Origin of the sequence: Sphingomonas zeicaulis (assembly GCF_050433225.1) — a bacterium.
Lineage (GTDB): Bacteria > Pseudomonadota > Alphaproteobacteria > Sphingomonadales > Sphingomonadaceae > Sphingomonas_D > Sphingomonas_D zeicaulis.
In genome coordinates this window covers 1-14,357 of the sequence record NZ_JBNPXQ010000007.1, presented here as the reverse complement: position 1 = coordinate 14,357, position 14,357 = coordinate 1, and the positions used below count along the sequence as shown (strand labels likewise).

At 66.1% G+C, this 14,357-nt stretch carries 13 protein-coding genes and 1 pseudogene; 9 read left to right on the top strand and 5 right to left on the bottom strand.

The window, feature by feature from the left end; all coding sequences use genetic code 11:
• Nucleotides 1-55 precede the first annotated feature (55 nt).
• Nucleotides 56-1,012 carry a cation diffusion facilitator family transporter gene (locus tag FHS96_RS20370; RefSeq protein ID WP_429596001.1) on the bottom strand — a complete coding sequence of 319 codons (957 nt, stop codon included), beginning with the start codon at nucleotides 1,010-1,012 and terminating at the stop codon, nucleotides 56-58.
• Nucleotides 1,013-1,115: 103 nt separating this feature from the next.
• On the opposite strand from FHS96_RS20370, the gene FHS96_RS20365 reads away from it, so the two are divergent.
• The 8 genes from FHS96_RS20365 to FHS96_RS20330 all read left to right on the top strand — a co-directional run bounded on the left by FHS96_RS20365 (nucleotide 1,116) and on the right by FHS96_RS20330 (nucleotide 8,578).
• Nucleotides 1,116-1,463, top strand: coding sequence for a RidA family protein (locus tag FHS96_RS20365; protein WP_429595998.1), 348 nt, complete (start codon nucleotides 1,116-1,118; stop codon nucleotides 1,461-1,463).
• A gap of 103 nt (nucleotides 1,464-1,566) precedes the next feature.
• Nucleotides 1,567-2,148 (top strand): RNA polymerase sigma factor, encoded by a 582-nt coding sequence (locus FHS96_RS20360; RefSeq protein ID WP_429595995.1) that lies wholly within the window; start codon nucleotides 1,567-1,569, stop codon nucleotides 2,146-2,148.
• Nucleotides 2,132-2,623 (top strand): hypothetical protein, encoded by a 492-nt coding sequence (locus FHS96_RS20355; protein WP_429595992.1) that lies wholly within the window; start codon nucleotides 2,132-2,134, stop codon nucleotides 2,621-2,623. The genes FHS96_RS20360 and FHS96_RS20355 overlap by 17 nt, the downstream gene beginning before the upstream one ends.
• A gap of 350 nt (nucleotides 2,624-2,973) precedes the next feature.
• The gene (locus FHS96_RS20350) at nucleotides 2,974-4,914 is read left to right on the top strand and encodes a rhamnogalacturonan lyase (RefSeq protein ID WP_429595989.1); all 1,941 of its coding nucleotides are present in this window, start codon (nucleotides 2,974-2,976) and stop codon (nucleotides 4,912-4,914) included.
• Nucleotides 4,911-5,702, top strand: coding sequence for a rhamnogalacturonan acetylesterase (locus FHS96_RS20345; RefSeq protein ID WP_429595987.1), 792 nt, complete (start codon nucleotides 4,911-4,913; stop codon nucleotides 5,700-5,702). Before FHS96_RS20350 ends, FHS96_RS20345 begins: the two co-directional genes overlap by 4 nt.
• A 176-nt stretch (nucleotides 5,703-5,878) precedes the next feature.
• Nucleotides 5,879-6,577 carry an RNA ligase family protein gene (locus FHS96_RS20340; protein ID WP_429595985.1) on the top strand — a complete coding sequence of 233 codons (699 nt, stop codon included), beginning with the start codon at nucleotides 5,879-5,881 and terminating at the stop codon, nucleotides 6,575-6,577.
• Nucleotides 6,578-6,623: 46 nt separating this feature from the next.
• Nucleotides 6,624-7,553: a phosphatase domain-containing protein gene (locus FHS96_RS20335; protein WP_429595982.1), complete on the top strand. Its 930-nt coding sequence runs from the start codon at nucleotides 6,624-6,626 to the stop codon at nucleotides 7,551-7,553.
• Complete coding sequence (locus FHS96_RS20330) at nucleotides 7,550-8,578, top strand: serine hydrolase domain-containing protein (protein WP_429595979.1); 1,029 nt, start codon at nucleotides 7,550-7,552, stop codon at nucleotides 8,576-8,578. The genes FHS96_RS20335 and FHS96_RS20330 overlap by 4 nt, the downstream gene beginning before the upstream one ends.
• 8 nt (nucleotides 8,579-8,586) lie before the next feature.
• Here FHS96_RS20330 and FHS96_RS20325 read toward each other — a convergent pair whose 3' ends face one another.
• The 3 genes from FHS96_RS20325 to FHS96_RS20315 all read right to left on the bottom strand — a co-directional run bounded on the left by FHS96_RS20325 (nucleotide 8,587) and on the right by FHS96_RS20315 (nucleotide 13,146).
• On the bottom strand, nucleotides 8,587-9,504 hold the full coding sequence (locus FHS96_RS20325) for a DMT family transporter (protein ID WP_429595976.1): 918 nt from the start codon (nucleotides 9,502-9,504) through the stop codon (nucleotides 8,587-8,589).
• Nucleotides 9,505-9,847: 343 nt separating this feature from the next.
• Nucleotides 9,848-11,035: a PepSY-associated TM helix domain-containing protein gene (locus FHS96_RS20320; protein ID WP_429595973.1), complete on the bottom strand. Its 1,188-nt coding sequence runs from the start codon at nucleotides 11,033-11,035 to the stop codon at nucleotides 9,848-9,850.
• A 2-nt stretch (nucleotides 11,036-11,037) separates the two neighbouring features.
• A complete protein-coding gene (locus FHS96_RS20315; RefSeq protein ID WP_429595970.1) occupies nucleotides 11,038-13,146 on the bottom strand; it encodes a TonB-dependent siderophore receptor in 2,109 nt (702 codons plus the stop codon).
• A gap of 221 nt (nucleotides 13,147-13,367) precedes the next feature.
• On the opposite strand from FHS96_RS20315, the gene FHS96_RS20310 reads away from it, so the two are divergent.
• A complete protein-coding gene (locus FHS96_RS20310) occupies nucleotides 13,368-13,643 on the top strand; it encodes a hypothetical protein (RefSeq protein ID WP_429595967.1) in 276 nt (91 codons plus the stop codon).
• A gap of 20 nt (nucleotides 13,644-13,663) precedes the next feature.
• On the opposite strand, the pseudogene FHS96_RS20305 reads toward FHS96_RS20310, so the two are convergent.
• Nucleotides 13,664-14,269 (bottom strand): annotated as a pseudogene (locus FHS96_RS20305) (M20/M25/M40 family metallo-hydrolase); the annotation flags it as partial.
• Nucleotides 14,270-14,357: the final 88 nt, after the last annotated feature.

Genomic DNA, 14,357 nt, shown 5'->3' with positions numbered 1-14,357 from the left:
TGCGGCGTGTCCCCGATGTTTCCGGATCCGCGCCGCGCGAGACCGGGGGCTTTCGTCAGTCCTCTGGGTGTGCGGGGGCGGGAAAGGCCGCCGCATCCACCCGCTTCTCCGGCCGGATATAGACCGAGGTGAGTTGCGGCACCGCATGTTTCAGCTCGCTCTCGATCTCCTCGATCAGAGCCTCGCCTGCGCCCATCGGCAGTGCAGGCGCGAACTCCGCACTGATCGCCACGAAGATCGCGTCGGGCGCGGTGTGGATGGTGCGGATATGATTGACGGAGCAGATCTCGCTGCGGCGATCCATGATCGAACGGATCCGTGCGATCAGCGCCGGATCGGCCGCCTCGCCGATCAGCAGGCCCTTGGCTTCACGCGCGAGCAGGGTGGCCACGGCGGCCAGGATCAGCCCGATCAGCACGGATGCGACGCCGTCTATGCGTGGATCGTTGAAATAATGGCTGGCCCATACCCCGATGGCGGCGATGCCGAGGCCGATCAGCGCCGCGCTGTCCTCGAACAACACGATGAAGCCGGCTGGATCCTTCGATCCGCGGATCGCCGGCCACCAGCCGGTGTCGCCGCGCCCCGCGTTGAATTCGCGTACCGCGATCGCCCAGGATGTGCCTTCCAGCAGCACCGCGACGCCGAGGACGATATAGTTGATCAGCGGATCGCGTAGCGGTTCCGGCGTGCGGATGTGCCGCCAGCCCTCATAGATCGAGACGCCGGCGCCCACCGCGAAGATCAGGATGGCGACGACGAACGCCCAGAAGTAAAGTTCGCGGCCATAGCCGAACGGATGGGCTGCATCGGCTTGGCGCCGTGCCCGGCGCTGGCCGTGGAGCAGCAGCAACTGGTTGCCGCTGTCGACCAGCGAGTGGACACCCTCGGTGAGCATCGACGAGGAGCCGCTGATCGCCGCCGCAGCGAACTTGGCGACAGCGATGCCGAGATTGGCCGCCAACGCACCATACAGCACGATGTTGGATTTGAGGCCGCCATCCGCCTTCATGCGCCGCTCCCTGTTCCAGTGCCTGCCTCAACCCTCGTGAAACGGCGTTGTTCACGCTATCGCGCGCCGCGACACTCCCGTCACCCACTGCCAAGGATCCGACATGACGATCGAACGCTTCCATTCCGGCCCCCGCATGAGCCAGGCGGTCACGCACGGCAACACCGTCTATCTCGCGGGTCAGGTCGGCGCGCCGGGTGAGAGCGTGACGGCGCAGACCGAGACCGTGCTAGCACAGATCGACGCGCTGCTCGCTGAAACCGGCAGTGACAAGTCGAAGATCCTCTCCGCGACGATCTGGCTGGCCGACATGGCCGATTTCGCCGCGATGAACGCGGTGTGGGAACCGTGGATCGCGGGCGTCGGCGCCCCGGCGCGTGCGACCGGCGAGGTCAAGCTGGCGACCCCGGACTATAAGGTCGAGATCATCATCGTCGCCGCGCGCGACTGATTGGCGCCGGCGCCGGGGCGCCGCAGCGGCGGCGCTCCGGTGCGCATGAACCTTTTGGCCGATCCACCGACTGAACGTGCGAGACTGGCACGGGGGGCGCATTGTGGAGCAGGCGGATGATAGAGAGCGGGCAGCGGATGCGGACGAATTGCTCGTCATCCGCTGCCAGCTTGGCGAGCGCGCCGCCTTCGATGCGCTGACCGCGCGTTGGGCAGGGCCGATCGCCCGCTATGCACGCCGCGTTACCGGCGATGCCGATCGCGGCGCCGAACTGACGCAGGATATCTGGCTGCGCGTGATCCGCGGCATCGGCCGGCTGCGCGACGGGCGGCGCCTACGCCCCTGGCTGTTCGGTATCGCCCACCGCGCCTTTATCGACACGCTTCGCCATCGCTATGCCGCGCCGCCCCTCGTCGAATTTGCCGAGGAGGAGATCGCAGGCATCGCCACGGAGGATGACAGCGCGCTGCGCGACGATCTCGAGGCGCTCGATCATCATCTCGCCGCGCTGCCGCCGGCCGAACGTGAGGCACTGAGCCTCTTCTATTTCGACGCATTGTCGATCGCCCAATTAGCGGAGGTGCTGGCGATCCCGCCGGGCACCGTGAAATCGCGCCTGTTCCGCGCCCGGCAGATGCTGCGCCACCATTTCGAGCAAGGAGACTGCCATGACCATCGACCATGACACCGCCGCCGCCCAGGCGCTGCGCGGCCTGACCGATGCGCAACTGTCATCGGCTGCCCGGATCGGCCATGGCGTGCTGCTGCTCGCGGCGCTGGGCATGACCAGCGCGATCGCCGCGCTCTGGATCGCCGAACCGGCGCTGCCCGCGCACACGCGCCTCGCCTTCGGTGCGATGGTGCCGATCGGCGCGGCCTGGGTGGTCTATGCCGGCTGGGTGCTGGCGCGCCGCCACGTCCTGTTCGCGCGGCATCGCATCGTCGCGGGCCGGATGGCGTTGCTGTTCGCGCTGATCTTCACCGGCGGCGCGCTGGCGATCGGGTTTGCCGCTGACAAGCCTGCCGGCCTCGTCGCGGCGGTGCTGGGTGTGGGCATGATCGCTGCTGCGGCGATGCTGCTGCGATCGGCGCATCGCCGTGTCGCCGCACTGACCCGCCGCCTGGCGGTGCTGGAGGCGCAGGGTTCTTCCCACCGCTGAAAAAACAGGACCGGCGATCTCGTCTGGCGGGATCGCCGGTCCAGTGGGGAGGGAAGCGTTACCGCGGCCGGGCCAGCGGAAATCTCGAAAGGGAACGCGCTGCGCGGCGTCGTGATGATGGAGGCTGTTCGCGATCGTCAGGGGTGCGATGATGCTGTGGTCGCTCATCGATCGATCGTTCGCGGGCCACTGCCCGCTGCTGCCATCCAGATCCTCTCCCTCATCATCACCGGCTGCCCTCGTGGTGCAGCCCGAAGTCTTATAAATCCTACTTGCGCCTTTCGAGCGGCGCAATATGGATTATGCGACCATATGATGAAATAAGGTCGCCGAAAATGAGAGGATCGGGGATGCACGCTCAACGCCTTATCGGTCATCTGCTCGCCGGCGTCGCCATGGCGGCGACAGCGCTTGCCGGCGCGTCGGCAGCGGCTGCCAGCACGCCCCGCCGAAAGGTTGAAAAACTTGACCGCGCGCTGGTCGTGGTGCCGGCACAGGGCGGTGCCGGAATGCATGTATCGTGGCGTCTGCTCTCCACCGATCCGTCTGCGACCCGCTTCACGCTCAGCCGTGACGGCACTGTGATCGCCACGATCCGCGGCAAGGCGGCGACCAGCTTTATCGATGCCAAGGGCACGCCGACCGCGCGCTACAGCCTGTCCGTCGACGACGAGCCGGTCGCGACCGCGATTCCGTGGGAAAAGGGCTATGTCGCGATCCCACTCGACCGCCCCGCCGCACGCACGACGCCGACTGGGGAGCGTTACGAATACACCGCCAACGATGCGAGCGTCGGCGATCTCGACGGCGACGGCCGCTACGAGATCGTGCTGAAATGGACGCCGACTATCGCCAAGGACAATGCATTCGGCGGCTATACCGGCGAGACCCTGCTCGATGCCTATACGCTGGAGGGCAAGCGGATGTGGCGGATCGACCTTGGTCGCAACATCCGCTCGGGCGCGCATTATACCCAGTTCATGGTGTTCGACCTCGATGGTGACGGCCGCGCCGAAGTCGCGATGAAGACGGCGGACGGCACCGTCGACGGCAAGGGCAAGGTGATCGGTGACGCCAAGGCCGACTGGCGCAGCCGCGCCGCCGAGCTCGAGGCGCAGGACCGCACCGGATCGCGCGAAACCGCTGACGGCAAGCGCATGGCGCAGATCGAGGGGCGCATCCTCAACGGCCCCGAATATCTGACCATATTTGATGGCCGCACCGGCGCCGCGCTCGCCACCGCACCCTACGCGCCGCCGCTCGGCGCGGGCGGTGACGATGAGGCTGCGGTTGCAAAGCGCAAGGCGATTTGGGGCGACGGCTATGGCAATCGTTCCGAACGCTATCTCGCCGGAGTCGCTTATCTCGACGGCCAGCGCCCGAGCATCGTGTTCGGCCGCGGCTATTATGCGCGTTCGACCGTCGCCGCGTGGGACTGGCGCGACGGCAAGCTCAGCATGCGCTGGCTGTTCGACAGCGCAGCGCCCGGCCATGAGCGTTTTGGCGGGCAGGGCAACCACCAGCTTTCGGTCGCCGATGTCGATGGCGATGGTCGCGACGAGGTGCTCTATGGATCGATGACGATCGACGATGACGGCAAGGGGCTTTGGTCGGCGAGCCTCGGCCATGGCGATGCGATGCACGTGTCCGACCTCGATCCTGCCAACCCTGGCCTCGAAAAGTTCGGCGTGCACGAGGACATCCGCGGCAATGGCGGCATCGGCGCAGCGATGCTCGATGCGCGCACCGGCCGCATCCTGTGGACCAAGCCGGCGGACAAGGACACCGGCCGCGGCATCGCGATCGACATCGACCCGCGCCATCCGGGCGCCGAGGCCTGGGCCTCCAACTCGGCGGACCTGTGGGACGTGAAAGGCAATGTCATCCCCGGCGGCCACCCGCGCACCGCCAATTTCGGCATCTGGTGGGATGGCGACGGTTTGCGCGAACTGCTCGACCGCAACCGTATTGCCAAGTGGGACTGGGCGAACGGCAAGGAAGTGCCGTTGCTCATCGCTGAGGGCGCCGAATCAAACAACGGGACAAAGGCCAATCCCGCCCTTTCGGCCGACATCGTCGGCGACTGGCGCGAGGAACTGGTGCTGCGCAGCGCGGACAGCAGCGAGTTGCGCATCTATGCGACGCCGTATGGCACCGACATTCGCCTGCCGACCTTGATGCATGATCCGGTCTATCGGCTCGGCGTCGCCTGGCAGAACACGGCGTACAATCAGCCGCCGCATCTGTCCTTCGCGATCTCGGTCGCCAAGCCCAAGGCCGGCGCGAAATGATCCGCGCCGCCGCCGCATTGGCACTGGTTCTCAGCCCCGGCGCGGCGCTCGCCGCCCCGGGTGACCAGATCCTGATCGCGGGCGATTCAACCGCATCCGACTATCAGGCGGACAAATTTCCGCAGACCGGCTGGGGCACGATGCTGCGTTGTGCGCTGCCCGCCGGCATGGCTGTGAAGAATTTCGCGATGGGCGGACGCTCGACGCGGACCTTCATCGGCGAGGGGCGGTGGGAGCGGCTGATGGCCGCGCTGCAGCCCGGCGACACGGTGCTGATCCAGTTCGGGCACAACGATGCGAACAAGGCCAAGCCCGAACGTTTTGCCGCTGCATACACCACCTACCGCAACAACCTGCTGCGCTTCATCGCCGATGTGCGACGGGCAAAGGGCGTCCCGGTGCTGATCACCCCGGTGGCGCGCCGATCCTTCGACGCCGAAGGCAAGGCCAAGGCGGATTTCCCGGACTATTCTGCGGTGGTCCGTCTCGTCGCGAAGGAAACCGGCGCGGCGATGATCGACCTCGAATCGCTGTCCCGCGCCTGGATCGACCGCAAGGGCGGAGAGGCGGCGCGTGCCTTCTACCTGCATTATCTCGAAGGTGCGCAGGCGGCATTCCCCAAGGGCATCGCCGACGACACCCATTTCAGCGAACTGGGCGCGCGCGGCGTCGCGCATCTGGTGGCGGGCGGCCTGGCCGGGCTCGGCCTGCCGGTATCGACGCGGATCGATGCGGATGCGCCGGCGCTGCTGCGCACGGAGCCGCTGGGATCCACCGAGTGTAAGTAAACCGATCGGTCCCGAGCGGGTAGCGTGTGGGACGTAGCATTATTCCTGCAGATATTTCTTCCCGGCGCTGGATGCTGGGAGGAAAAGCGTCCTATCTGTTCATGTCACCGCTCGATGTGATACCGGCGTCACCGCCTTGGCCCGCCGGTCATGTCGCTTCGCGTGAGGACAGAGTCGTGACTGCCGGGGGATTGGGCGACCTCAAATATCCGCGGACCTATCATCTGCCGTCCTCGCCGGGGCTGCAGAATGATGATCGCCGCCTGCCCAGCCTCGCCCCCTTCATCGGCCGCCGTGTGATCGTGACCGAGAAGATCGATGGCGAGGGCACGACGATGACGCCGGCGAAGACCTATCCGCGCTCGCCGGATGGCCGCTATCATCCCTCGCGTGACTGGATCAAGGCGCACCATGCCCGCAAGGCGGCGGACATCCCGCCGGGCTGGCGGATCTCGGGCGAATATGCCTATGCGCGCCATTCGATCGCCTATGCCCGTGCGCTCGGCAACGCGCTGCCCAGCTATTTCCTCGGCTTCGGCGTGTGGGATGAGGGCAATGTGCTGCTCGGCTGGGACCAGACGCGGGAGGTGTTCGCGATGCTCGACATCGTGCCGGTGCCGCTGCTCTACGATGGCCCGTTTGACGAAGCTGTGCTCGATCGCATCGCTGCCGGGCTCGATCCCGAAACGCAGGAGGGTTTCGTGCTGCGCGATGCCGGGCCGATCGCCTATCCTTCGGGCGCGGGCGATGCGGGGCGCTTCTTCGTCGGCGTCGCCAAATGGGTGCGCAGGGGCCATGTCCAGACCGACCGGCACTGGATGCAGGGCCCGGTGATCGCCAACGAACTGCAGGACGGCGTCGACCCGCGCCCCTGATCGTCCACCACCGACACCATATCAAGCCAGGGGAGGCGAGGCGGCCATGCGTGCCGTGATCTTCGACATCGATGGAACGCTGGCCGATGTCGGCCACCGCGTCCACCACCTCGACGGCGAGAAGGACTGGATCGCCTTCTTCCGCGACATGCAGGACGATCCCGTGATCGAGCCGATCGCCACGCTCGCCCGGCTGCTGCACAAGGCGGTCGAGGCGCGGCACGGGCTGGATGCGGTCCTGATCGTCACCGCGCGGCCCGAACGGCCGGACTGGCGGCAGACCACGCTCGACTGGCTGGAGATCAACGCCATTCCCTATGACCGGATTTATTTCCGGCCGGAGGGAGACACGCGACCCGACCAGATCGTCAAGGCGGACATCCTCCAGCGCATCCTAGAGGATGGCTATGATCCGGTGCTGGTGATCGACGATCGCCCGCAGGTGGTGAAGATGTGGCGCGCGCACGGCATCACCACCCTGCAATGCGCCGCCGACGAGCCGGCGGCGAGCGCCTATGCCGGCCAGACCCTGCTGCACATGCTGGTCGGCCCGTGCGGCGCGGGCAAATCGACCTACGCCGCCGCGAACTACAAGCCGCATGACGTCGTTTCCAGCGATGCGCTGCGCATGCAGCTCTATGGCGATCTCGGCCACGCGCCGGATGCGCTGGCGCGGGTGTGGAGGTTCGCCCACGGGCTGATCCGCGCGCGGCTGGACTCGGGCGTGTTCACCGTGCTCGACGCCACCAACCTCGATGCCGACGATCGCGCGCGCGTGCTCGATCAGCTGCCGCGCGGGGTGTTCGCCCGCTACGTCGTGATCGACCGTGACCTCGACCAGAAGATCAGGGAGCGCGGCTGGCGCCCCGAGGAACTGGTGCTCAAGCAGCACCGCCTGTTCCGGGCGGGGGAGAAGGCGATCATGGCGGGCGACGACCATGCCTATGTGACAGTGCAGGATCGGAGGCAGCGATGATCGGACGGTTGATCGCGGCGGCGTTGCTGGCCGCCTGCTGGTGGACGGCGCCTGCCGCAGCGCGCAGCGAGGCACCACTCGAGGCGGTGCTCGCCCAATGGGATGCCGATCCCCACCCCGACCTGCGCGGCGTGGTCGTGATGCGTGACGGCAGGATCGTCGCCGAACGCTATTACAATGGCGCCAACGCCGAGGCGCTTCACGACATCCGCTCGGCCGGCAAGAGCGTGACGGCGCTGCTCGTGGGGATTGCGGTCGATCGCGGCGCGATCCGCAGCGTTGACGATCCGGTCTCGGCTTATTGGCCCGAGGCCCAGGGCAGTGCGATCGGCGATGTCGCGCTGCGCGACGTGCTGACGATGCGTTCCGGTCTTGCCGCGTTCGACGAGGATCCGAAATCGCCCGGCAATGAGGACAGGATGGACGAGGCGGCGGATCCGCTCGCCTTCGTCCGCGCCGTCCCGCGCGTTGATCCGCCCGGCAGCCGCTACCGCTATAATTCGCTGACCAGCTATGTCGCCGGTGTCGTGACGGCGAAGGCGACCGGTCGGCGCCTCGCTGATGTCGCAGCCAAGCATCTTTTCGATCCGCTCGGCATCCGGCGCTGGCAATGGGCGTCAGACGCTGCCGGCTATACCAAGGCGCAGGGCAATCTGATGCTTACCACGCGCGATCTCGCGACCCTCGGCGAGATGGTGCGCGGGCGGGGCCTGTATCGTGAGCGCCGAATCGTCAGCGCGGGCTGGATCGACGCGGCGCTGGCGCCCAGGGTCTCGATCGCGGCGGACGATCCCTATGCCGATGGCTATGGCTATTACTGGTACTCGAAAGTGCACGAAGTGGATGGCGTGGCGGTGCCGGTGTCCTTCGCGTCGGGCAATGGCGGCAACAAGATCTATGTCGTGCCGAGCCGGCGGCTGGTGGTGGCGATCACCTCGGCGGCCTATGGGCGTGGCTATGGCCAGCGGCGGTCGCAGGATATTCTGAAGGCGGTGCTGGCTGCGGATCTGGCTGCCTCCCGCTGATCGGGCGGTCAGGCGGATTCCTCGACGACCAGCCCCTTCTTCGCCGACCGCAAGGTGATGATGGTGACGCCGGCCAATGTCACGATGCCGCCGAACACCGCGAGCGCGGTGACGGGTGCGCCGAAGACCATCGCCGAAAAGATCACCGCGAGGATCGGCGACACCAGCGTGTAGGGGATCACTACATTGATCGGATGGCGCTGCACCAGCCAGCTGAAGCCGCCATGGCCGATTAAGGTGGAGCCGATCGCCGAAAAGGCGATGGCGCCGAACGTGGCGGGGGCGAGGTCGGGCACGCCGGCCATCGCGCCGGGCTCGAAGATCAGGCTCAGCAGCGCCATGTTGATGCTGCCGACCAGCCCGATCCAGGCGAACAAGGTGCGCACCGGCACGTCGCTCACCCGGCGCGTCAGGATCGATCCGATCGCCCAGACGAAGGCTGCGGCGGCGTTGAGCAGCAGCGCGAGCCCCTCATGGATGATCCGCGGATCAAACCCCACCAGCAGCACGCCGACAAAGGCCATGGCGATGCCGGCGATACGCGGCAGGCCGATGCGTTCGCCGAGGAAGATCACCGACAGGATCACCGAAAAGGGCACGCTGAGCTGACCGACGATCGCGACCGCGGCAACATTGCGCGCGTTCACCAGCGCGAAGTTGGTGAGCACGTAGAACATGCCCCCGGAGATCAGCGCGATGGCCAGGATGGTCCGCATCTTGCCGGGAACGATGCGGATGAAAGGCAGGCAGACCAGCCCGAAGATGAGCTGGCGCAGAAAGGCCGCCGTCATCGGGGCGACCGCATCCACCGACAGCTTCACGAAGACGATGTTGAGGCTCCACACCAGATTGACCGCCACCAGCAATGCCCAGTCCGTCCACACCAGTCTCTTGTAGGGCTGGGGCGAGGGGGCGGGTGCGGTCACGAATCCTCCTGGGGCAAAGCCGGTCATGCGTGCGAGCGGCCCCGCAGCGCCGATCAGGGGCGACGGGCAGGCGGTAAGGCCCTGACGCTGTACGCGATAGTCAGGGCCCTAGGCAAAATGGCAGGGAAGGACCAGTGTGCAGGCGCCGGAATCATTGATTGCGGGCGTGGGGGTGACATCCGCCGTTCTCTGCCCGTCCTGTGCTCACTCCGGACGATTTGCTCCTCGGCCTCAACCCGCTCGTCTCGAGCGAAGCTGAAGACGCCCCCGGTATCCGTCACGCGACTCGCTCCTCAACTGCGCTCGGGGCGAACGGGGTGCGGGGAGCAACAGTCGCAGGAGCTCAGCTTGCCCCGCCGATCGCCCCCGGCGTCAGTGCCAGCGAAAGCAGCACCAGTGCGATCCCGATATAGCCCCAGGCGCCCATGCCGGCCCACGCGATGCTCGGGCCGCTCGCCTCACTCTTCTCCGCCTTCGCCAGCCGGAAGGCGTAGATCATCGTGCCGGTGACCGCCAACCCGGTCATCGCCGCGCCGAACAGGAACCAGAGCAGCTTGGTGGCCAGCCCGCCGAAGGTGCCGAAGTGCAGCGGATCGGCCATTTCGGAGATGCGCTGGTGGACGGAAAGGGTGCGCCCGTCGAGCCGGCCGGTCACCGCCATCGTCGCTGGATCGACCGCGACAGCATTGACGCGGTCACGCACCAGCCAAGCGTGGGACTGGCCCAGGAGAACCACGCCATTGGTCTCGGTGAAGCGGATCTCGCGGATGTTCAGGTCCGGGTCGGCACGCCTTGCCACCGCGATCAGCCGGTCGAGCGCGGCGCCGGTCGGCGGCGGACCGCTTTCGGTGATCTCCGGCAGCCGGTCCACCGGCGCGTTGCCGCCCAGTGTTTCGACCAGATACCAGATGCCGGTGAGCGCGATCAGCGCGACGAACCACAGGCTCCACAGCCCGGCCAGCCGGTGGATGTCCCCGGTTAGCCGGCGCCCGTCGCCGCGGCGGGGCAGGCGGAAGAAGCCGCGCCAGAACTTCTTGTAGGTGACGATGCCCGAGACCAGCGAGACCGCGATCAGCAGCGCCAGCGAACTGACCAGCGGAATGCCGATCTTCGTCGGCAGCATCAGGTGGCGATGTACCTGCCGCAGGAAGCGGTGGACATTGGCCCAGCCATGCTTGCCGGTGACTTCTGCGGTCCATGGATCGACATAGACGCGGCCCGGTGCGCCCTTACCGCGATCGATCCACGCCTCCGCGGCGAACCAGGGATCGATCGGCGCGTAGAGCGTCTGCAACCGGCCTTCGGGTGCCGCCTCGGCCGCGGCGGCGGCGAGCTGGCCCCAGCTTGCGGTCGGGGCGGCCTGTGGTGACACCTGCATCGCGGGTGTCACCAGCCAGTCGATCTCATGCGCGAACACTGCGAGCGTGCCGGTGAGCAGGATGAAGGTGAGGAAGATCGACAGTTTCAGGCCGATCCACGCATGCACCACCCACCATAGCGACCGGCCTTTCGCGGTGCGCGCCTTCGCCATCGTCAGAACTTGAGCCGGAGCTCGGCGAGGAAGGTACGCGGTTCGCCGGGGAAATGGCCGCTCTGCGCGGAGAAGCCCGAGGCCGCGTAGACCTTGTCGAAAATATTATCGACGCGCAGCATCAGTTCGGCGAAACCCAGCCCCTTGGTGATCGAGGCGTCAAAGATCGTATATGGCTTCACCTTCTGGCCGGAGAGGCTGATCCGCTTCGAGACATGCTCGCCGCCCACCGCGAAGGCGGTGTCGATTACGGGCACCTGATAGCGGCTCCAGAAGCCGACCTTGTGCTTGGGCGCGTTGGCGAAGCGATTGCCCACCGCGTTCGTGATCGCCTGCCCTGCGATCGTGCCGGTGATCTTGGTGTCGTTATAGCCATAATTGACCAGCAGTACCCAGTTGGGGGTGATGTCGGTGGAGAGATCGATCTCGAAGCCCTTGCTCGTCACTTCGCCGATCGGGCGAAGCTGGTCCTGCCCGTTGACCGGCGGCAGGCTGGGATCGGCCTGGAGGATGTTCTTGCGGACGATGCGATAGGCCGCGAGATTGGCCTGCAGCCGGCCGTCGAACAGGTCGGTCTTCACCCCGCCCTCGAACTGGTCGCCGGTGACCGGCGCGAAGGGGCCGCCCACGTCGATGTTCTGGCTGGCGGCGGTCTGCGGCTCGAAGCTCTGCGACCAGCTCAGGTAGAGCGACACATCGTTGCGCGGCTTGAAGATCGCGCCGGTACGCAGGGTGATGTCATCATCCTCATAGGATGCCGCATTGACCACGCGATCCTCGAATTTGTCGTAGCGGATGCCGCCGACAAGGAGGAAGGCCTCGGTGAGGCTGATCTGATCCTGCAGATAAACGCCTTGCCGCTTGGTGCGCGTGTCGGTGCGGGTGAAGGGCAGCAGCGCGGCGCGCGCCACGTCGCGCGCCGAATTGGTGTAGACCGGATTGCTGAGGCTGAGCGGGGTCACGCCCGCGCGCAGGATGCGCGAATCGAGCACGCTGGTCTCGTCATACCAGTCCGCCCCGGTCTGAAACTTGTGCTCCATGCCGAGGATGTCGACGCGTGCGGTGAGATTGGTCGAGAAGGAGAGGCCGTCGACATCACGGATCTGGTCGCGGAACTCGCGTGCGACCAGATCGGGATTGCCCGCCACCAGCCCGCGCGGTTCGTGATATTGCTGCGTCTCGGTCGCCTTGAAATAGCGCACGCCGGCATCGAAGGTCACCCGGTCGCCGATCGCAGTGGCATAGCGCGCCTGATAGGCCTGCGACTTCAGGTGCAGAAAGTCGGTCGGCTCATTGGCGTTCCAACGGATGTCACTCAGGAAATTCCCGTCATCGTCGGTCAGCACGCCGCGCAGGCGGTTAGCCTGCAGATCATTGTCGTAGATCGTCGCCTGCAGGGTCAGCTTGCCGCCCTGGTTGGTCTTGATCGAGAGCCCGGCGTCGCCGATCAGCGACTTGTTCTGAGTATTGCGGCGATACGGGTCCATCGATTCGTAGAAGCCGCCGAGGCGGTAGGTGACGATCCCGTCGGCATCGACCTTGCCGGTCGCTTCGGACGAAATGCCGACGCGGTCGTAATTGCCGCCGGTCAGCACCGTGCGCAGCCCGGCCTTCTCCGACGGCATTTTCGAGACATAGTTGATGATGCCGCCCGGCGATCCGGGGCCGAAGAAGAGCCCGGACGGGCCCTTCAGCACTTCGACCCGCTCGACGTTGAAGAGCTGCGGCACCGAGAAGCCGATGAACGGATTGCCCCGCATGCCATCGTAAAAGGACTGATCCTGCCGGAAGCCGCGGAAGGTGATGCCGGCATAGGAGAAGAAGCTGACGCCGGAGATGTTGCGATAGATGTCCGTCGCGTCACGCGCGCCCTGATCGATGAACAGCTCCGAATTGATGACCTGCAGCGCCTGGGGGATGTTGAGCGGATCCTCGGCGACCTTGCCAACGGTGGTGGTCTCGGTGCGATAGAGCCGCTGCGCGCGGCCGGTGACGATGATGTCGTCTCCTCCCTCGGCGGCAGGCTCCGCGGGAGCGGTGGAAACCTGCGCGATGGCAACAGCCGGGCACAGCGAAACGGTCGCGAACAGCGCGAGACGAGCGATAAGCACCAGAACCCCCGTTCAATTTATATTATATTGCGAGTTAGTCGCACTAGCGACGATGCCCAGGAATTGCAATGGCCCGAACGCAGACGGTGCGGATGCCGCACTGGCGTCGCCAGTTCCCTCACGTAAGTGCCTGGGAACGCATCCTTCGGCCGGACAATACGTTTTGGATCCGTCTCGGCGGCGCCAAGCCATTGTCGTGCAAGGCTTTCAGGAGATCGTGGATGCACAGGTCGCATAAAATCGCGCTGGCGGGTTTCATGCTTGCGCTGAGCCAGCCGGCCTGGGCGGAGATCGTGAACCTCACCAACAGCGCCGAGGGCGAGAACAACGACAAGGGTGTCGCCGCGGTCAAGCAGAAGCTGGTGGCGGCGTGCACCGAACGCAGCGGCAAGCCGGATACGGCATCGTTCGAGATCGTCTTCGAGAAGACATCGCCGAACCCGGATGTGCCCAAGCCTTATTATGTCGACGGCAAGATTAAATGCGATCTGCCCTGATGCAGGGCTGATCGCACGGCCTACCGCTTCCGCGCCGGCTCCGCGCTGAGCCGCGTCATCAGCAGCGCAGCGCGCTTAATCTGGCGCGGGAAGCTCTTGAGGTCAACGCGTTCCTCGGGCGTATGGTCGCCGCTGCTGTTGGGGCCAAGGCCGGCAATGCCGTCAACCTGGGCGGCGACGAAGCTGATGTCGCCAGCGCCGCGCTTCAGCGGATCGAGCACCGGCATCTCCGGCAGGCCGAGATCTGTATTGATCCCGTTGATCCGGTCGAGCAGCGCCTTGTTGCCCGCCGTCGGCGCCATCGGCGGATAGCCTTCCTCGAACGCGATGGTCGCGCCGGTCTGCGGCAGATGCTGCGCGACGATCGCCTCCATCTTCGCCTTCACCCGCACGATCTGCTCGTCGGTCAGCGCGCGGAAATCGCCCTTGGCGATGGCGATGGGGGGCACGATGTTGGTCTTGCCGGTCGCGAAGATCTCGGCGTCGTTGGCGCTCGGCGTCGCGGTCGCACCGCCGCCGATCAGGCCGATGTTGAAAGTCAGGTTCGGCTCGGGCAAGTCCTTGCGGAACGCGGTGAGGATCCGCGCCAGTTCGTAGATCGCGCCGTCACCCACTTCGGGGGACCATTGCAAAAGTGGATCGGGGCTGATTCACTTCGTCATTGGGAGACGAAGATGTCGGTTCAGCTCGGATTTGCAGATCACGTGGTCGGTG

Bases quoted from the DNA above. Each gene is read 5' to 3' on its own strand.
- FHS96_RS20355 (WP_429595992.1), top strand. From the start codon at position 2,132: ATGACCATCGACCATGACACCGCCGCCGCCCAGGCGCTGCGCGGCCTG.
- FHS96_RS20345 (WP_429595987.1), top strand. From the start codon at position 4,911: ATGATCCGCGCCGCCGCCGCATTGGCACTGGTTCTCAGCCCCGGCGCG.
- FHS96_RS20335 (WP_429595982.1), top strand. From the start codon at position 6,624: ATGCGTGCCGTGATCTTCGACATCGATGGAACGCTGGCCGATGTCGGC.
- FHS96_RS20370 (WP_429596001.1), bottom strand. From the start codon at position 1,012: ATGAAGGCGGATGGCGGCCTCAAATCCAACATCGTGCTGTATGGTGCG.
- FHS96_RS20310 (WP_429595967.1), top strand. From the start codon at position 13,368: ATGCACAGGTCGCATAAAATCGCGCTGGCGGGTTTCATGCTTGCGCTG.
- FHS96_RS20365 (WP_429595998.1), top strand. From the start codon at position 1,116: ATGACGATCGAACGCTTCCATTCCGGCCCCCGCATGAGCCAGGCGGTC.
- FHS96_RS20350 (WP_429595989.1), top strand. From the start codon at position 2,974: ATGCACGCTCAACGCCTTATCGGTCATCTGCTCGCCGGCGTCGCCATG.
- FHS96_RS20330 (WP_429595979.1), top strand. From the start codon at position 7,550: ATGATCGGACGGTTGATCGCGGCGGCGTTGCTGGCCGCCTGCTGGTGG.
- FHS96_RS20320 (WP_429595973.1), bottom strand. From the start codon at position 11,035: ATGGCGAAGGCGCGCACCGCGAAAGGCCGGTCGCTATGGTGGGTGGTG.